At 69.6% G+C, this 17,478-nt stretch carries 17 protein-coding genes; 16 read left to right on the top strand and 1 reads right to left on the bottom strand.

The genetic code is table 11. From position 1 onward, the window contains the following. Positions 1 to 2 precede the first annotated feature (2 nt). Entirely contained in the window at positions 3 to 1,877 is a 1,875-nt protein-coding gene (locus BI335_RS20780; protein WP_094433344.1) for a GMC family oxidoreductase, read from the top strand. On the opposite strand, the gene BI335_RS20785 is transcribed toward BI335_RS20780, so the two are convergent. Further along, on the bottom strand, positions 1,863 to 3,107 hold the full coding sequence (locus BI335_RS20785) for an exonuclease domain-containing protein (protein WP_094433346.1): 1,245 nt from the start codon (positions 3,105 to 3,107) through the stop codon (positions 1,863 to 1,865). The two genes, BI335_RS20780 and BI335_RS20785, sit on opposite strands and share 15 nt — an antisense overlap. Before the next feature lie 272 nt (positions 3,108 to 3,379). On the opposite strand from BI335_RS20785, the gene BI335_RS20790 reads away from it, so the two are divergent. From BI335_RS20790 to BI335_RS20860, 15 genes are all read left to right on the top strand, one after another. Further along, entirely contained in the window at positions 3,380 to 3,688 is a 309-nt protein-coding gene (locus BI335_RS20790; RefSeq protein ID WP_094355605.1) for an HU family DNA-binding protein, read from the top strand. 254 nt (positions 3,689 to 3,942) lie between these two features. Next, positions 3,943 to 4,845, top strand: coding sequence for an ABC transporter ATP-binding protein (locus BI335_RS20795; protein WP_094433348.1), 903 nt, complete (start codon positions 3,943 to 3,945; stop codon positions 4,843 to 4,845). Beyond that, positions 4,842 to 5,591: an ABC transporter permease gene (locus BI335_RS20800; protein WP_094433350.1), complete on the top strand. Its 750-nt coding sequence runs from the start codon at positions 4,842 to 4,844 to the stop codon at positions 5,589 to 5,591. The genes BI335_RS20795 and BI335_RS20800 overlap by 4 nt, the downstream gene beginning before the upstream one ends. Then, the gene (locus BI335_RS20805; protein WP_094433352.1) at positions 5,588 to 6,688 is read left to right on the top strand and encodes a sensor histidine kinase; all 1,101 of its coding nucleotides are present in this window, start codon (positions 5,588 to 5,590) and stop codon (positions 6,686 to 6,688) included. Before BI335_RS20800 ends, BI335_RS20805 begins: the two co-directional genes overlap by 4 nt. Beyond that, entirely contained in the window at positions 6,685 to 7,317 is a 633-nt protein-coding gene (locus BI335_RS20810; RefSeq protein ID WP_094355601.1) for a response regulator transcription factor, read from the top strand. The genes BI335_RS20805 and BI335_RS20810 overlap by 4 nt, the downstream gene beginning before the upstream one ends. A 1-nt stretch (position 7,318) precedes the next feature. Continuing rightward, positions 7,319 to 8,077 (top strand): helical backbone metal receptor, encoded by a 759-nt coding sequence (locus BI335_RS20815; RefSeq protein WP_094433354.1) that lies wholly within the window; start codon positions 7,319 to 7,321, stop codon positions 8,075 to 8,077. A 266-nt stretch (positions 8,078 to 8,343) separates the two neighbouring features. Then, positions 8,344 to 9,453 carry a BMP family lipoprotein gene (locus BI335_RS20820; RefSeq protein WP_172421995.1) on the top strand — a complete coding sequence of 370 codons (1,110 nt, stop codon included), beginning with the start codon at positions 8,344 to 8,346 and terminating at the stop codon, positions 9,451 to 9,453. A 133-nt stretch (positions 9,454 to 9,586) separates the two neighbouring features. After that, positions 9,587 to 11,173: an ABC transporter ATP-binding protein gene (locus BI335_RS20825; protein ID WP_094433356.1), complete on the top strand. Its 1,587-nt coding sequence runs from the start codon at positions 9,587 to 9,589 to the stop codon at positions 11,171 to 11,173. Positions 11,174 to 11,289: 116 nt separating this feature from the next. Then, positions 11,290 to 12,396, top strand: a complete 1,107-nt coding sequence (locus tag BI335_RS20830) for an ABC transporter permease (RefSeq protein WP_094355756.1) — start codon at positions 11,290 to 11,292, stop codon at positions 12,394 to 12,396. Beyond that, positions 12,393 to 13,679 carry an ABC transporter permease gene (locus BI335_RS20835; protein ID WP_229117999.1) on the top strand — a complete coding sequence of 429 codons (1,287 nt, stop codon included), beginning with the start codon at positions 12,393 to 12,395 and terminating at the stop codon, positions 13,677 to 13,679. The genes BI335_RS20830 and BI335_RS20835 overlap by 4 nt, the downstream gene beginning before the upstream one ends. After that, complete coding sequence (locus tag BI335_RS20840; protein WP_094433358.1) at positions 13,669 to 14,085, top strand: cytidine deaminase; 417 nt, start codon at positions 13,669 to 13,671, stop codon at positions 14,083 to 14,085. Before BI335_RS20835 ends, BI335_RS20840 begins: the two co-directional genes overlap by 11 nt. A gap of 160 nt (positions 14,086 to 14,245) precedes the next feature. Then, complete coding sequence (locus BI335_RS20845; protein ID WP_094433401.1) at positions 14,246 to 15,316, top strand: adenosine deaminase; 1,071 nt, start codon at positions 14,246 to 14,248, stop codon at positions 15,314 to 15,316. Between the two features lie 81 nt (positions 15,317 to 15,397). Continuing rightward, positions 15,398 to 15,745, top strand: a complete 348-nt coding sequence (locus BI335_RS20850) for a PadR family transcriptional regulator (protein ID WP_094355593.1) — start codon at positions 15,398 to 15,400, stop codon at positions 15,743 to 15,745. Then, positions 15,742 to 16,533 carry a DUF5808 domain-containing protein gene (locus BI335_RS20855; RefSeq protein ID WP_094433360.1) on the top strand — a complete coding sequence of 264 codons (792 nt, stop codon included), beginning with the start codon at positions 15,742 to 15,744 and terminating at the stop codon, positions 16,531 to 16,533. The genes BI335_RS20850 and BI335_RS20855 overlap by 4 nt, the downstream gene beginning before the upstream one ends. Next, positions 16,530 to 17,450, top strand: coding sequence for a CPBP family intramembrane glutamic endopeptidase (locus BI335_RS20860; protein ID WP_094433363.1), 921 nt, complete (start codon positions 16,530 to 16,532; stop codon positions 17,448 to 17,450). The genes BI335_RS20855 and BI335_RS20860 overlap by 4 nt, the downstream gene beginning before the upstream one ends. Positions 17,451 to 17,478: the final 28 nt, after the last annotated feature.

The following is a 17,478-nucleotide window of genomic DNA, read 5'->3' on the forward strand; positions in this document are numbered from 1 at the left end:
CGATGAGCGACCAGACGACGGACGCGCCGGAAGAGTTCGACTTCATCGTCGTCGGTTCCGGCGCCGGTGGCGGCCCGCTGGCGGCGAACCTGGCACTCGCCGGGCGTTCGGTGCTGGTGCTCGAGGCGGGCGGCGATCACGCCTGCCCCTACTATTCGATTCCGATCATGCAGGCGTACGCCAGCGAGGACGCCGATCTGCGCTGGGACTTCTTCGTCCAGCACTATGACGATCCCGCCCAGCAGGCCCGCGATCCCAAGCTGGTCAGCGATCCCCAGCGTGTCGGCGATCGCCCGGGAGTGCTCTATCCGCGCGGTTCGACGCTGGGTGGCAGCACCGCGGTGAGTGCGATGGTCACCATCTATCCGCACGCCAGCGACTGGGAACGTCTGGCCGAGCTGACCGGCGACCCGAGCTGGGGTGCCGAGGCGATGCGTAGCCTGTTCCGCCGGCTGGAGGCGTGGCGCGGGGTCGACGCCGAACCGTTGCCCGGTGACGATGCCGCGACCCGGGACGCGAAGGCGGGGCACGGTCTCGACGGTTGGTTCGGCACCACCCGGGCCGATCCCAAGGTCGGTGGCCGGGAGCCGATGTTCCTCGACATCATCGGCGCGATGGAGCGCACCGCGCGGGACCGCTTCGGCATCCCCGAGGAGGTCTCGCTGCCCCGCGATCCCAATGCTGCCGACACTTCCCAGGATTTCCAGGGGATGACGTTCATCCCGGTGGCGGTCCGTGACGGTCACCGCAACGGCAGCCGGGAGCGGTTGCAACAGGTCGCCGGGATGCGTCCGGACCGGTTGGAGATCCGGCTCGACGCGCTGGTCACGCGGGTGCTCTTCGAGGGCGACCGGGCGGTCGGGGTGGAATATCTCGATGGCCCGGGTCTGTACGCCGCAGCGCCCGCGGCCGACTCGGCGCCGACCGAGCCGCGGCGGCGTACCGTCCGGGCCCGGCACGAGGTGATCCTGGCCGGTGGGGCGTACAACACCCCGCAGTTGCTGATGCTGTCGGGTATCGGGCCACCCGATGAGCTGGACCGCCACGGGATCGAGACCCGGGTGGCCGCGCCCGGGGTCGGGGCGAACCTGCATGACCGCTACGAGGTGTCGGTCAATTTCCAAGTGAGCAAGGACTATCCGATCTTCGCGGGTTCCTCGCTGGACATCCCGGCCGACGGGCAATCCGGCGACGCGCTGTTCTCCGAATGGCAGGACGACGCCGGTGGGCCCTACTCGACGAACGGTTCGCTGGCCGCCATCATCGCCCGCTCCTCGGTCGCGGGGGAGGCCTCGGATCTGATCATCTTCTCGCTGCCGATCGATTTCCACGGCTACTATCCCGGCTATTCGCATGACGCGGTGGCCCGACACGACCAGCTTTCCCTGCTGGTGTTGAAAGGGCACACCGACAACCGCGCCGGCACCGTCACGCTGCGCTCGGCCGATCCGCGCGCGGTCCCCGAGATCCGCTTCCGCTATTTCGAGGAGGGCAGCCCCGGTTGGCAGCGCGACCTCGACGGTGTGGTCGACGGCATCGAGATCGCCCGGGACGTGGCGGCCCACCTGGACGAGGTGCAGATCGCGCGCGAGGAACTTCCCGGTGAGCAGGTGCAGGACCGGGCCGGACTGGCGGAGTATGTGCGTGACCAGGCCTGGGGCCACCATGCCTGTGGAACCGCACGCATCGGCCGCGACGACGACCCCGACGCCGTGCTCGACGGTGATTTCCGGGTGCGGGGTGTGCGGGGCCTGCGGGTCGTCGACGCCTCGGTCTTTCCCGACATCCCCGGATTCTTCATCGCCTCGGCGGTCTATCTGGTCTCGGAGAAGGCCAGCGATGTGCTGCTCGCCGAATACGGGTCAACCGCCGAGTGAACCCAGGATCTTGGCGAAGGCGTCCTCGGTGATCACCGGGATCCCGTACGCCCGGGCCTTGGCCGCCTTGCCGCTGAGGCTGTTCGGGTCGGCGGCGACAACCAGTCGGGTCGCCCTGGCCACGCCACCCGGGACGAGTCCGGCTCGGCGTGCCAGCGCCTCCCATTCACCGCGCTCACGCTTCATCTCCCCGGTGAACGCAATGCGATCACCGGGATTGAGGGTGAGTCCGACCATCTGCATCAGCGCATCGGTCATGCCGGCATCGTGATGTGAGCGCTCGGCATCCGCCAACGCGGTGTCGAGATCGGCCGGGCTCAGACCGAGCATCCGGGTGGCCTGGACGAGTTCGGCATGCTCGTCGTCGGTGACGACCCCGTCGTGCCACGCGACCCGAGCCATCGTCAGCAGGTATCCCGCATGCACATCCAGCACCTGACCGCGATTCAACCGCAGGCTGGTCGCGGTGTGCACGAGGTCGTCCTTCTCGCTCTCGGAGAGAAACCCGTCCAGCATGGCCATTTCCAGCACAGCCAGGTAGGCATCGACCTGCGGGGAGGCGGCGCGCGGCATCAACGAGATGATCCGGGCGAGCCACTCATCGGGGCGGTGCTGACTCACCGAACCGCGCGGCTGCAACCGGAACTCCGACCACATCCCCCAATCCGTCGGCCAGGGGTACGCGCGGGCCGAGGACAACTCGGGTCGCCACGGTGGCTCGAATTCGCAACGGTCGAGGTAGTAGGAGAGCAGCCCCGCGGTGGCGACGGCGTCACCGCCGGCGCTGTGGGCACGCTGGTTGGGAATGCCGATGGCGCTGCAGCAATCGGACAGCCCACGCCCGGGACTGGTGACGAAGCTCGGCGCCCACCGCATGGTGCAGACGCCCGCGATGGGCAGTTGGCTCAGCGAGATCCCGACCCGCCCCAGTTCGGCGGCCAGGAAGCGCAGATCGAAGGATGCGTTGTGGGCGACCAGGACTCGACCTGCGATCGAGCGCATCACATAGGGGGCCAGTTCGGCGAAGGTGGGTGCCCCGAGGACATCGGACGCGGTGATCCCGTGGATCCGGGTGGGTCCGACGTCCCGGCCGGGATCGATCAGGGTGCTCCACCGGTCCTGGATCTGCCCCTCGTGGGACACATAGGTGACCGCGAACTCCACGATGCGGTCGTGGCGCTCGGGAACGAGACCGGTGGTTTCGACATCGATCACGGTGTAACCAGTCATCGCAACGCCTCTCAGGGTGGGTGTGCGCTGGATGGCAGGAAGCTATCAAAAGGTGATGGTTGACACACCGATTTCGGCTGCTAGCGTGGCTGGAGCCGCTGGTGAACAACGATGTTCCCGGCGGTGCATCAGTAGGGAGCAGAACCGTCCCGGCGCGTGAAAACCCTGCAGAATCGACGCGCAACCCAGTTATCAGCGGCGTGTCGCACGTGCGCCCGGGCCGATATCCCTACGCTGAAACAGCAACGGAAGCTCCCGAGAGAAGGACACCAATGACCAAGAAGGAACTCCTGGAAGCCATGGCCGCCCAGGCCGAGATCAGCCAGGCGGCTGCCGACAAGGCGCTCGGCGCCCTGGTCGACGCCATTGCTGCCTCGGTTGCCAAGGGTGACCGCGTGGCCATCCCCGGCCTCGGCACCTTCGAGAAGCGCGAGCGTTCCGCGCGTACCGGTCGCAACCCGCAGACCGGTGCGGAGATCAAGATCGCCGCGACCTCCGTCCCCGGTTTCAAGCCGGCCACCCAGTTCAAGGCGACCGTGGCCGACTCCAAGGCCGGCAAGAAGGCCGCCAAGAAGAAGTGAGCCACCCGGCTCGTTGACAGCGGGCAGACCCTCCGGGGTCTGCCCGCTGTTCTTTTTGTCGGCCCGCCCGGTGTGCCCCCCATCGGCGATCCATCGAATCCTGGCTGCATTCCGCGCTCCCTCCAGGGGGAGGGAGATGCACTCAGGATTCGATGGATCGCGGCCCGGGGGCAGGGGCGGGCTGACTTTTGTCATCGGCGGATCGTGACGGCGAGTGCTGGTGGCCCGAGCCCGCCCACCAGCACGCTGGAGACATGAACGACGCGATACGCACCAGTGGGCTCACCAAGAGCTTCGGCACCCTCACCGCGGTGGATCACCTCGACCTGACGATTCCCGCCGGCCAGGTGGTCGCCCTGCTCGGTCCGAACGGGGCCGGCAAGTCCACCACCACCGAGATGATTCTCGGGCTCAGCACCCCCGATGCCGGCACGATCGAGATCTTCGGCGGCGATCCGGTCGAGGCGGTACGCCGCGGCGAGGTCGGGGCGATGCTGCAGAGCGGCCCCTTGCTCGAAGGTGTCACGGTGCGCGGCCTGCTGCAGATGATGGCCGGTCTGCACACCCACCCACTGCCGGTGCCCGAAGTGGTCGAACGCGCCGGCATCGCCGACATCCTCGCCACCCGCACCGAGAAACTCTCCGGCGGCCAGGCCCAGCGGGTCCGGTTCGCGCTGGCGATCCTGCCCGACCCGCGGTTGTTGCTGCTCGACGAACCCACCGTGGCGATGGATGTCGGCACCCGCCGGGAGTTCTGGGCGCAGATGCGCGAGGTCGCCACGAGCGGGCGGACCGTCGTCTTCGCCACCCACTATCTCGACGAGGCCGACGAGTTCGCCGAGCGGATCATCATGATGGCGCGCGGCCGGGTCGTCGCCGACGACACCGGCGCGGCCATCAAGCAGCAGGTCGCCGGTCGCGCGATCACCTTCCTGGGTGAGGATTCCGCCGAACTCGGCGCACTGGCCGGGGTGACCGGGATGACCCGGTCGGGTGATCGGATCCGCTTGCACAGCACCGATTCCGATGCCACCCTCCGGGCGCTGCTGGCCAGCCCGCATCCGGCCAGCGAGATCGACATCGAGACGGTCAGCCTGGAGGACGCCTTCCTCCGGCTCACCGACGAAACCCTCACCACCGAAGGAGATCCGCGATGACCACCCTCGCCGTCACCGGCAACTATCTGCGCAGCAATCTGGCGGTATCGATGCGGCAGGTGGGCTTCCTGGTCTTCACCATCGCCATGCCGGTCGGGCTGTATCTGATGTTCTCCCAGATCTTCGGCGACCTCCCGGCCGGTGCCACCGACGTCCGCACGCTGATGATGATCGCGATGGCGATCTACGGTGCGTTCGGTGCCGCGATCAGCGCCGGCGCCCAGCTCCAGGTGGAGCGGCGCACCGGCTGGTTCCGGCAATTGATGCTCAGCGGGCTCACCCCGGCGGGATTCCTGACCGGAAAGATCGTCGGCGCGATGGTGCAGGTGCTGCCCGCGATCATCGCGGTCTTCGTCTGCGGATTCCTCACCGGGGTACGCCTGCCGGCCACCCAGTGGTTGCTGATCGGCGTGCTCATCTGGATCACGCTGCTGCCGATGGTGGTCCTCGGTGTGGTGATCGCCCTGTGGTTCGCACCCAGCACCGTTGGTGCCCTGTCCACGATCCTGCTGCTCGCGCTGTCGATGCTCGGTGGGCTCTGGGTGCCGGTGAGCCAGATGCCGGAGTCGATGCGGCGGCTCGCGGAGGCCATGCCCACCCACTGGATGAACACGATCGCGAACTGGCCCGTCCTCGGCGGAGACTTCCCGACCCGCGGCGTCCTGGTGCTGGGTGTGTGGCTGCTCGGCCTCGCCGTGCTCGGCGTGCTGGGGTACCGTCGGGCCGTGCGGAGCTCGAGGCGATGACCGATCCGGCGTACCCAGGCGGTTCCCGGACGTCCCGGTTGTGGCACCGGGCGATCGAGAACGGGCTGCCGATGTACGCCGGTGGGTTGGTCTTCCTCGGCTTCGCGCTGGTGCCCGCGTGGACCACCGAAACCGGACGGCCGTACCGCGCCGGGGTCACCGGGGTCAGCATCGTGATCGCTGCGCTGTATCTCGCGATCCCTCTGGTGCTTGAACTTCCGTTCCGGATCCGGGTGCTCTGGGTGTTCCTGCTGGCAGCCGGGGTCGCGGCCTTCATTCCGCTGCTCGGTGTCGGCGCGACCTATTTCACGCCCTATGTGATGATCCCGCTGGCCACCCTGCTCGGTTGGCGAGTGACCCGGTTGGCCATCCCGGTGCTCACCGTCGTGCTGGTCGCGACCGCACTGCTCGCCCGGGACTGGCTGGCGGTCTCGATCGCCCTGATGGGTGGGACGTTCGGGATCTGGATCGCGCTGGCGATCCGGCAGTCGGAACTTCGCGAGCAACTGGTGCAGGCCGAAGCGCGCAATGCGGTGCTGGCGGTGGCGGCGGAGCGGGAGCGGATCGGCCGCGACCTGCACGACATCCTCGGTCACTCGCTGACGGCGGTGGCGATCAAGGCGCAACTGGCCGCCCGGATCGCCGAGCGCGACCCGGTGGCGGCGGTGACCGAGATGGCCGAGGTCGAACGGCTGGCCCGGCAGGCCCTCACCGAGGTGCGTGCGACCGCGTCCGGGATCCGCGAGGTGCGCCTGGCGAGCGAGACCGCGAGCGCGCGGTCGGTGCTCGGGGCCGCCGGCATCGAATGCCGGGTGACCACCGCCGCCGCACTCACCGATGAGGCCAGCAGCGAACTGCTCGGCTATGTGGTCCGCGAGGCGGTCACCAATGTGGTCCGGCACTCCGGGGCCGAATGGTGCGAGATCGAACTCGCCGAGGACGGCGTACGCATCCATGACAACGGCGGCGGGCTGAAAGGCCAACCAGGAAACGGATTGCGCGGTCTGCGGGAGCGGGTGGAACAGGCCGGCGGCACCCTCACCGTCACCGGTGGTGAGGGCACGACGGTCGAGGCCCGGATCGGAGGACGAGGATGATCCGGCTGCTGCTGGCCGACGACCAGGCGATGGTGCGCAATGCGCTGGCCACGATGCTCGACCTGGAACCGGACCTGGCGGTGGTCGCCCAGGCGGGGGACTGCGAACAGGCGTACCGGTTCGCACTCGAACACCGCCCCGATCTGGTGCTGATGGATGTCCAGATGCCGGGGGAGCCACCGCTGGTCGACGGCATCGCCACCACCGCCGCGCTGCTCGCCGACCTGCCCGAGACCCGGGTGATCATGGTGACCACCTTCGGCCGGGCCGGCTGGCTGCGCCGGGCGATGGAGGCCGGTGCGGTCGGTTACCTGGTCAAGGACGCCCCGGTGGAGCAGCTGGTCGAGGCGATCCGCCGGGTGCACGGCGGCCTCCGCGCGGTCGATCCCGAGCTCGCCGCGGCCAGCCTGTCCGCCGGGCCGAATCCGCTCTCCGACCGCGAGATCGAGGTGCTCACCGCGGCCGCCGCGGGTGGTGGCACGGCCACCATCGCGCACCGGGTGTTCCTGTCCGAGGGCACGGTGCGCAACCATCTCTCCGCGATCATCGGCAAACTCGGTGTCGCCAATCGCGGTGAGGCGGTCCGGGTCGCCACCGACAACGGCTGGCTGCCGGGACGTGGCGGTTGAGATGCCGGCCGACGATCTCGGTGCCGACGTCCCGCTCACCGGCCCGGTGCGGCGGATCTGTTCCCTGGTGCCCTCCTTGACCGAGGCGCTGGCCGCCACCGCGGTGGATCGGTTGGTCGGGGTGACCGACTGGTGCACCCATCCGGCCGAGTTGGACACGCTCGGCGTACGCCGGGTCCGCGGCACCAAGAATCCCGACCTGGCGGTGATCCGCGAACTCGCCCCCGAGCTGGTGGTGGCCAATCAGGAGGAGAACCGCGAGCTCGACGTGCGGCGGCTCCGCGAGGCCGGCATCCCGGTCTGGGTGACGCGGATCGAGACCCTCGAGGAGGCGTACGCCTCGCTGCGCCGGCTGATCACCCAGGCCCTCGGGCTCGGCGTACCCGACTGGTTGCGGGCCGCCGAGGCCGCCTGGGCCGAACCCGCGGCGGACCGGGGGACCGCGGTGGTACCGATCTGGAAGAACCCGTGGATGGTGGTCGGTGCCGACACCTTCACCGCCGACCTGCTGGCCCGGCTGGGGGTCCGCGTGCTCACCCCGGGCCCCGGCCGCTATCCGCACGCCGAACTCGACGAGCTGCACGCGTTGCGGCCGGACCGGGTACTGCTGCCCGACGAGCCGTACGCCTTCAGCGCCGACGACGGGCCCGGTGACTTCCCGGATCTGCCGACGGTGCTGCTGTCCGGGCGGGCGTTGACCTGGTACGGGCCCTCGCTGGTCACCGCGCGGTTCGAGCTGGCGGCGGCGCTGGATGGGTGAGTGTCCTGGTGGGGGTGCCCCTCGACACGCACCGCATTGCTCCGCTGCGCTCCGCCTGCGGTGCTACTCGGGGAACGTGGGTAGGGCGCGTGGGCACTGTGACGGGTGTGACTGGTGAGGCGGTGAGCCGGGGGCCGATGATTACGCTTCGGTAACCGCCGGTGGCGCGCGGGTGGCTGGGGGGCGAAGGACGGGTGGCCGCAGGGTTACAGTCGTCACGGTCGCCGACGGCGTACCTCATCCGAACGCCCCGAGGAGGCAACATCGTGACTCGCAAGACCCTTCTGGCCGTACCGGCACTGCTGGGTGCCGCCGCCCTCGCTCTCGGTGGTTGCGCGAAGCCCCCGGGTGAGGGAGGGACCGCCGCTCCCGGCGGCGCCGCCAGCCAGGCCCCGGGCGGCTCGGGCTACAAGGCCTGCATGGTCTCCGACTCCGGCGGTTTCGACGACAAGTCGTTCAACCAGACCTCCTACAAGGGTCTGACCGACGCCAAGAACCAGCTCGGCATCGAGACCGGGCAGGTCGAGTCCACCACCACCGCGGACTTCGCCAAGAACATCAAGTCGATGGTCGACGCCAACTGCAACATGATCGTCACCGTCGGCTTCCTGCTCGCCGATGACACCGTCGCCGCCGCGAAGGCGAATCCGAACGTCAACTTCGCCATCGTCGACTCCCAGCCCGAGGACACGCTGACCAACCTCAAGCCGCTGGTCTTCAACACCGCCGAGAGCTCCTTCCTCGCCGGTTACGTCGCCGCCTCCCAGTCCAAGACCGGCAAGGTCGGCACCTTCGGCGGCAAGAAGATCCCGACCGTGACCATCTTCATGGACGGCTTCGCCCAGGGCGTCGCTCAGTACAACCAGGCCAAGGGCAAGAACGTCCAGGTGCTCGGCTGGGACGCCGCCAAGCAGGACGGCCAGTTCATCCCCGGTGAGCGGTCCTTCGAGGACGTCAACGGCGGCAAGCAGACCGCGACCAACCTGGTCTCCCAGGGCGCCGATGTGATCCTGCCGGTCGCCGGCCCCGCCGGTGAGGGTGGCCTCCAGGTCGCCCAGGCCTCCGGTGGCCGGGTCAGCGCGATCTGGGTCGACACCGACGGTTGCGTGTCCGCGCAGAACTACTGCAAGTCGATCGTCACCTCGGTGGAGAAGGGCATGGACGTCGCCGTGTTCGAGGCCATCAAGGCCGGCAAGGAAGGCAGCTTCAAGGCCGATCCCTACGTCGGCAACCTGGCCAACGAGGGCACCAAGCTCGCGCCCTACAACGATTTCGAGTCGAAGGTCAGCGCCGAGACCAAGGCCGAGGTGCAGCAGCTGTCCGCCGACATCCAGGCCGGCAAGATCAAGATCGAATCGGCCAGCCAGCCCAAGTGATCACCGACTGATCGACACGCGGGTACGCGGGGGAGGAGACCAGGTCTCCTGCCCCGCGTACCACGTGGACCAGCCTCGGGCCCGACCCGGTCCGGCCCTCGACCCACAACGGTTCTGCTGCAAGGATGCCTCCGTGCCCCACACCGACCCACAGGACACTGACCCGACCACCGGCCCCGGTGAGGGCCTGCAACTGGTCGGCATCACCAAACGATTCGGTGACCTGGTCGCCAACGACTCCGTCGACCTGACCATCCGCCCCGGTGAGATCCACTGCCTGCTCGGGGAGAACGGCGCGGGCAAATCCACCCTGATGAACGTGCTCTACGGGCTGCTGCAACCCGATGAGGGTGAGATCCTCGTCGACGGCACCGCGCACTCGTTCAGCAACCCGCGCCAGGCGATGGCCGCCGGGATCGGCATGGTGCACCAGCACTTCATGCTCGTCGACGTCTTCACCGTCGCCGAGAATCTCGCGCTGGGCCGCGAACAGGGCGGCTTCGGCACCCTGGACATGCGGGCCGCGCGCTCCCAGGTCCGCGAACTCGCCGATGAGTACCGCTTCGACGTCGACCCCGACGCCGTCGTCGAGGACCTGCCGGTCGGTGTGCAGCAGCGCGTGGAGATCCTCAAGGCCCTGGCCAACGACGCCAAGTACCTGGTCTTCGACGAACCCACCGCCGTGCTCACCCCGCAGGAGATCGACGAACTGATGGCGGTGATGCAGCGGCTGAAGAGTGAGGGCCGGGCGATCGTGTTCATCACCCACAAGCTCCGCGAGGTCCGCGCGGTCGCCGACCGGATCACCGTGATCCGGCGCGGCAAGGTCGTCGGCGAGGCCGCCCCGGACGCCTCCGAGGCCGAGCTGGCCGAACTGATGGTCGGCCGCGCGGTGCAGCTCACCGTGGACAAGGAACCGCCCCAGGAGACCGAGGTGCGCCTGCAGGTGCAGGACCTGCAGGTGCTCAGCCCGAGCGGTCAGGTGATGGTCGACGACATCAGCTTCGACGTCCGCGGTGGGGAGATCCTCTGCATCGCCGGGGTCCAGGGCAACGGGCAGACCGAGCTGGCCGAGGCCCTCATCGGTACGGTGCCGGTCACCGGAGGCAGCGTCCGGCTGGACGGCCGCGACATCACCCGGGCCACTCCCAGGCAGACCATCGACGCGGGCATGGGATTCGTCCCCGAGGACCGCAAGCACGACGGCTTCGTGTCCTCCTTCAGTGTCGCCGAGAACCTGGTGCTGAACAGCTTCGACGAGAAACCCTTCGCCCGTGGGCTTTCCCTGCAGCTGAAGAAGATCCGCAGCAACGCCGACGAGCGGGTGGCGGAGTTCGACATCCGCACCCAGTCGATCGACACCCCGGTCGGTTCGCTGTCCGGCGGCAACCAGCAGAAGGTGGTGCTGGCCCGCGAACTGTCCCGGCCGCTGTCGCTGCTGATCGCCTCCCAGCCCACCCGCGGTGTCGATGTCGGCGCGATCGAGTTCCTGCACCAGCGGATCGTCGAGGAGCGGGACAACGGCACCGCGGTGATCATCGTCTCCACCGAACTCGACGAGGTCGCCGCACTGGCCGACCGGATCGCGGTGATGTATCGCGGCCGGATCGTCGGCATCGTGCCGCCGTGGACCAGCCGCGAGACCCTCGGCCTGATGATGGCCGGGGCGCCACCGGAACAGGCCGTCGCACAGAGCCAGGGAGAGAAGGAGCTGCGGTGAGCACCACTGCCCCCGAAACGACGCCGGACCAGGGGAAGCGGCCGAACCAGCCGGCGAGGCGCCGCAGCACCCGGACCGCCTGGACCGAGATCATCACCACCGCGGTCGCCTTCGTGATGGCCTTCGTGGTCGGTGCGATCGTGATGATCGTCTCCGATGCGGAGGTGATGACGAAGTGGAGCTACCTGATCTATCGCCCCGGTGACGCGCTCGCCGCCTCCTGGGAGAAGGTCTCCGGCGCCTACGGTGCCCTCTTCGTCGGTGCCCTCGGTGGCTGGGGTCCGATCACCGAGACCACCGCCCAGGCCGCGCCGCTGATCTGCGCCGGCCTCGGTGTCGGGCTCGCCTTCCGCGCCGGCCTGTTCAACATCGGCGCCCAGGGCCAGGCCATCTGGGGTGCCACGCTCGGGGCGTACGCCGGTTTCGGCTGGCACCTGCCACCGGTCATCCATCTGGTCGTGGCGATCGCCTTCGGCATGCTCGGTGGCGCGATCTGGGGCGGCATCGTCGGCGTCCTCAAGGCGCGGACCGGTGCGCACGAGGTGATCGTGACGATCATGATGAACTACATCGCCGCCAAGATGCTGGAGTGGCTGCTGACCACCCCGGCCTTCCAGCGACCCGGCCGGACCGACCCGATCTCACCGATCGTCGACTGGAACGCCACCATGCCCAGGCTCGAGGGATCCCAACTGCACCTGGGATTCTTCATCGCCCTGCTGGCCGCCGTCGCCGTCTGGTGGCTGCTGGACCGCTCCACCACCGGCTTCGCGATCCGGGCCGTCGGGCAGAACCCGCACGCCGCCGCCACCGCCGGGATGAGCGTCGCCCGCACCACCACGATCACCATGACCCTGGCCGGTGCGCTGGCCGGTCTGGCCGGGGTGATGTATGCCCTCGCCCCGGGTGTCGCGGGCACGCCGGTGCCGCTGTCCGCGGGCCTGGTCGGCACCGTCGGCTTCGACGCGATCACCGTCGCCCTGCTGGGCCGCTCGCGCCCGCTCGGCATCGTGCTCGCCGGATTGCTGTTCGGCGGTCTGCACGCCGGCGGGTTGGCGATGCAGTCGATGGCGGGCACCCCCCTCACCCTGACCACCCTGCTGCAGGCGCTGATCGTGCTGTTCGTCGCCGCACCGGGCCTGGTCCGAACCGTCTTCCCCTGGCTGAAGGGGCGGCGTACCCGCCCGGTCGCCGGGGCCGCGCAGGCAGGAGCGCTGCAGTGAGCACCAGCATCGAGACCCAGCCGACCGAGGCCCCGCACCGGGGCGAGTCGCGGCAGGCCCGCGCCCAGCGGATCTCCACCAGTGTGCTGATCGCGGTCGTCGGGCTGCTGCTGCTCGGGCTGGCGTTCAACGCCTCGGGCACCGCCCGCTTCGCCCTCAGCGACGCCTTCGACGAGGTCCAGCTGCCGGAGATCTCGCTGCCCGGGATGCCGGTGGTGCTGGTCTGCGCGCTGCTCTGTCTGATCGCCGCGGTGCTGCTGTTCGGCGGGCGGATGCCGGTGCGGGTACGCCGGTTGCTCGGCGCGGTCGCCGGGATCGCTGTGGTGCTGGGGTTCATCACCTGGGCCGCCTCCGGGCGGGATCTGCCGTTCCCGATGAGCAACCAGTTCAACGGCACCCTGAACCTGGCCACCCCGCTGATCCTGGGCGCCCTGGCGGGTGTGCTCTGTGAACGCGCCGGGGTGGTCAACGTGGCGATCGAGGGCCAGTTCCTGACCGCCGCGTTCGCCGCCGGGGTGGTCGGCTCGATCACCCAGTCGATCCCCGCCGCGATGGTCGGTGCGGTGCTCGCCGGGATGCTGATGGCCGCGCTGCTGGCGATCTTCTCGATCAAATACCTGGTCGATCAGGTGGTCCTCGGTGTGGTGATCAACCTGCTCGCCGCGGGGTTGACCGGCTTCCTGTTCGACCAGCTGGTGCAACCCGATTCCGGGTCGCTGAACAGCGCCCCGATCATGACCCCGATCGAGATCCCCGGGCTGGCCCAGATCCCGTTCCTCGGGCCGATCCTGTTCCGGCAGACGGTGCTGGCCTATCTCGCCGTCGCCTCGGTGATCCTGGTCTGGTTCCTGCTCTACCGCACCCGCTGGGGGCTACGGGTGCGGGCCGTCGGTGAGCACCCCGAGGCCGCCGACACCGTCGGCATCAAGGTGCGCGCGATGCGCTACCAGGCGGTCATCGTCGGCGGCATCTTCGCCGGCCTGGGCGGTGCCTTCTTCACCATCGGCTCGACCGGTTCGTTCGCCAAGGATTTCACCGTGGGCAAGGGCTTCATCGCCCTGGCCGCGCTGATCATGGGCCGCTGGCACCCGGTCTGGGCGGCGGTGATGGCGCTGTTCTTCGGCTTCGTCACCCAGATGGCCTCCCAGATGCAGTCGCTGAGCACCCCGGTACCGAGCCAGTTCCTGGAGCTGCTGCCCTATGTGGCGACGGTGATCGCTGTCGCCGGGCTGATCGGCCGGGTCCGCGCACCCGCCGCCGATGGGGTGCCCTATGACAAATGAGCCCGACTGGGCCGAATTGCGCCGCCGGGCGCGTGAGGTCGCGCAGCGGGCGTACGCCCCCTATTCGAGTTTCCCGGTCGGCGCGGCCGCGCTGGTCGACGACGGCCGGATCGTGGTTGGTTGCAATGTGGAGAACGCCGCCTACGGGGTGACCCTGTGCGCCGAGTGCGGACTGATCTCGGAGCTCATCGCCGGCGGCGGCGGCCGGCTCGTCGCGTTCAGCTGCACCGACGGGCAGGGGGAGTTGCTGATGCCCTGTGGGCGCTGCCGGCAGCTGCTCTGGGAGCACGGTGGCCCGGAGTTGCTGGTGGACACCCCTGAGGGCGTACAGCCGATGACCGTGGTGCTGCCGCAGGCCTTCGGCGTCGCCGATCTGGACCGGGTCGCGGGGCGCGCCGAGCGCTGAGCGGATTCGCGCGGCAGGCGGGAGCGCGGGTTGCTCGGCTGGCCAGGGATGACGGTTGTTGCTGGGCGCTTTGGTCGCGCCACGGAACACGAACAGCAGTTCCGCCTCGGCGTGCCGCACCGATTCGCGCGGCGGGCAGCGGCGCGGAAGAATGTCGGACATGGCTCAGCTTGATCTGGAAACCATCCGCGCGCTGCCCAAGGTGGCCCTGCACGACCATCTCGACGGCGGCCTGCGCGCCCAGACCGTGCTGGAGATCGCCGCCGAGATCGGGCACCCGCTGCCCGCCGACAGTGCCGACGCACTCGCCGACTGGTTCTTCGAGGCCGCCGACTCCGGGACGCTGGTCCGCTACCTGGAGACCTTCGACCACACCATCGCGGTGCTGCAGCGTCCCGAGGATCTGCGCCGGGTGGCCCGCGAGTTCGTCGTCGACCAGGCCGCCGACGGGGTGGTGTACGCCGAGGCGCGCTGGGCGCCGGAGCAGCACACGAAGGCCGGGATGTCCATGACCGAGGCGATCCACGCGGTCGGCGAGGGGCTGCGCGAGGGGGTCGCCGAGGCGGCCGCGGCCGGCCGGCAGATCACCGTGCGGCAGCTGGTCACCGGGATGCGGCAGGCGAACACCTCCACCGAGGTCGCCGAGCTCGGCCTCGAGCATGCCGATGATCTGGTCGCCGGCTTCGACATCGCGGGCCCCGAGGACGGTTTCCCGCCGCGCAACCATGCCGCCGCCTTCGACCTGATCCGCGAGCAGCTGGGCCGGGTCACCATCCATGCCGGCGAAGCGGCCGGGGTGGACTCGGTGCGCGATGCGCTGGTGCAGGGTGCGCAGCGGCTCGGCCACGGCGTCCGGATCATCGAGGACATCGACCGCACCGGTGACGAGGCGGTGCTCGGCCCGGTCGCCGCCTACGTCCGGGACCGCCGGATCCCGCTCGAGGTCTGCCCGACCTCCAACCTGCAGACCGGGATCGCCGAGGCGTACGCCGACCACCCGATCAAACCGCTCGCCGATCTCGGTTTCACGATCACCGTCTCCTGCGACAACCGGTTGATGAGCCGCACCACGCTCAGCAACGAGCTTTTCCAACTGGCACAGGCTTTCGGCTGGGGTGCAGGCGAGCTGTACGCCGTCACCCGGAACTCCATCGAGGCGGCCTTCCTGCCCTGGCAGGTCGCCGAGGAGATCCGCAGCACCCAGATCGACCCGGGGTACGCCGCGCTCTGAGGCCCGATCCGTACCCTTGCGTGATGATGCATCGCCTAGTACCTTGCATGACAAGGTACTAGGTCGGACAAAGGTGGCGCGATGACCGCCAGGTCGAACGATGGATCCGCGGATCTGTCCCAGCTCCGCAAGGGAGTGCTGGAGCTCGCGGTGCTGGCGCTGCTGCGTAGGCGACCGCACTACGGCGGTGAGCTCGCCGAGGCGCTGGCCGACAGCGAGGGGCTGGCCGCCAGCGCGGGCACCCTCTATCCGCTGCTGACCAGGCTGCGTACCGCCGGTTGGGTGGACACCAGCTGGCAGGAATCACCCAGCGGCCCGCCGCGCAAGTACTACACCCTCACCCGCGCCGGCCGGCAGCAGTTGGCCCGCCTGGAACGGTCCTGGGCGACCCTGGTCCGCTCGGTCGATGAACTCCTGGAGGAGCGATGAATCCCTACACCCGTGCCGTTTCCGGGCACCTTCGGGGCATCCGCGCGGCGGATCGCCGACAGGCGCTCAGCGATCTCGATGACCTGCTCGGCGACGGTGCGGTCACCGCCGACGAGCTGGGTCCCCCCGAGGTGTACGCCGCCAACCTGAGCGAGCAACTCGGCCGCCGATCCCGTCGCTGGGGCGGTTTCGGCCTGGGCCGGGCCACGCTGGCCCGGGTGTGGAATCCGGCCGATCCTCGACTGTTCGTGCCCCGCGCCCTCGGGTTGGGGTGGCGGCTCAACGTCGGTGCGCTCGCGGTCCGGCTCGGCTGGCTGCGACCCGATGACGCGGATCGCGACGTGCTGGCAGCGATCCCCGCCGGTGTCCGCCTGCTCCAGCAGACGATGCCGGGCGTGTTGGCCACGGTCACGGTGGTCGCCGCCGCGCGATCCTGGCGGGTCGGGGATCGGGTCCCCGCGCGCTTCGACCCGGCCGGTCGGGTCACCGGCTGGGTCGACCGTCGCTGGCTGCTGGCCCCTTCCGCGGTGGCCGTCGCCGCGGCCGGCTGGGCCTGGCTCCCGGGCACCGACGAGGACGCGGTACTGGTCCGCCCGGCCCTGGCCGCCTCGGTGGCCGCCACCACGGACACCGTGCTGTGGGTCGGGTTGCGTGCGCACCGGGAACCCACGGCAGCCCGCGTCTGGCTGGGGCCGCTGGTGTTCGCCGCGCCGGTGGTGACCGAGCTCGCCGCCACCGTGCTGCCGGTGCGCAGCGGGCTGGCCCGGATCTCCCGGGAGGAGCGGTGAACCGCGGCTGGCTGTCGATCGGTGTCTTCGTCGCCCTGGCGTACGCCCTGGCCTGGTTGATCTGCCTCCCGTTGTGGCTCGACCCCCGGCAGCTCGGTGCGCCCTATGCGCTGGTCTGCGTGGTCGCGATGATGTTCACCCCGGCGATCGCGGCGGTGCTGATGCTGAAGCTGGTCGAGCGCCGCAATTGGCGCGAACTGCTGGACGTGCTGCGGCTCCGGCTGGTCCAGCCACCGACCCGATTCCTGGTCTGGCTCGGGCTCGCCGCGGCGGTCATCTATCTGTTCGTCTTCGCCAGCCTGGCCACCTCGACGCTGCTCGGCCGGTTCCCGTTCGATCCATCGATGGGCGGGATCGCCGGGCTGCCCGGTCTGCCACCCGGCCTGCCGGTGTACCTGCTCGGGGTGATCACGCTGCTCTCGGCACTGCTGAACGGGGCGATCAACACGGTCCCGGCGGCGGGGGAGGAGATCGGCTGGCGCGGCTTCCTCTTCCCGCGCCTGCAGGAACGTGTCGGCGCGACTGGCGCGGTGCTGCTCGGCGGGGTGATCTGGGGGCTGTGGCACGCCCCGATCGTCCTGCTGGGTTACAACTATCCGCTGCATCCGGTGCTGGGCCTGATCGCCATGTGCGGCATGTGCGTGCTGATTAACGGCGCCCTGGCGTGGGTATGCCAACGCTCGGGATCGGTATGGCCCGCGGCCTACGGACACGGGGTGATGAACGCCCTGCTCGGTTCGGCGATCATCGTCTTCGCCGCTCCCGGCAGGCCGGTCGACACCCTCCAGGGGACCCTGCTCGGCTGGTCCGGCTGGTTCGTCCCGGCGCTCGTCGTGGTCGTGCTGCTGGCCCGGCGGGCGTACGCCCCACGCGGCGCGCCCGGACCGGGTGTGCCGCACCGCTCGGGTATTGCGTAAGGTCTGACGGACAGAAGGAGGTGTGCGG

Origin of the sequence: Enemella evansiae (genome assembly GCF_002250705.1) — a bacterium.
Lineage (GTDB): Bacteria > Actinomycetota > Actinomycetes > Propionibacteriales > Propionibacteriaceae > Enemella > Enemella evansiae.

Bases quoted from the DNA above. Each gene is read 5' to 3' on its own strand.
- BI335_RS20780 (WP_094433344.1), top strand. From the start codon at position 3: ATGAGCGACCAGACGACGGACGCGCCGGAAGAGTTCGACTTCATCGTC.
- BI335_RS20785 (WP_094433346.1), bottom strand. From the start codon at position 3,107: ATGACTGGTTACACCGTGATCGATGTCGAAACCACCGGTCTCGTTCCC.
- BI335_RS20790 (WP_094355605.1), top strand. From the start codon at position 3,380: ATGACCAAGAAGGAACTCCTGGAAGCCATGGCCGCCCAGGCCGAGATC.
- BI335_RS20795 (WP_094433348.1), top strand. From the start codon at position 3,943: ATGAACGACGCGATACGCACCAGTGGGCTCACCAAGAGCTTCGGCACC.
- BI335_RS20800 (WP_094433350.1), top strand. From the start codon at position 4,842: ATGACCACCCTCGCCGTCACCGGCAACTATCTGCGCAGCAATCTGGCG.
- BI335_RS20805 (WP_094433352.1), top strand. From the start codon at position 5,588: ATGACCGATCCGGCGTACCCAGGCGGTTCCCGGACGTCCCGGTTGTGG.
- BI335_RS20810 (WP_094355601.1), top strand. From the start codon at position 6,685: ATGATCCGGCTGCTGCTGGCCGACGACCAGGCGATGGTGCGCAATGCG.
- BI335_RS20815 (WP_094433354.1), top strand. From the start codon at position 7,319: ATGCCGGCCGACGATCTCGGTGCCGACGTCCCGCTCACCGGCCCGGTG.
- BI335_RS20830 (WP_094355756.1), top strand. From the start codon at position 11,290: ATGGCCTTCGTGGTCGGTGCGATCGTGATGATCGTCTCCGATGCGGAG.
- BI335_RS20840 (WP_094433358.1), top strand. From the start codon at position 13,669: ATGACAAATGAGCCCGACTGGGCCGAATTGCGCCGCCGGGCGCGTGAG.
- BI335_RS20845 (WP_094433401.1), top strand. From the start codon at position 14,246: ATGGCTCAGCTTGATCTGGAAACCATCCGCGCGCTGCCCAAGGTGGCC.
- BI335_RS20850 (WP_094355593.1), top strand. From the start codon at position 15,398: ATGACCGCCAGGTCGAACGATGGATCCGCGGATCTGTCCCAGCTCCGC.
- BI335_RS20855 (WP_094433360.1), top strand. From the start codon at position 15,742: ATGAATCCCTACACCCGTGCCGTTTCCGGGCACCTTCGGGGCATCCGC.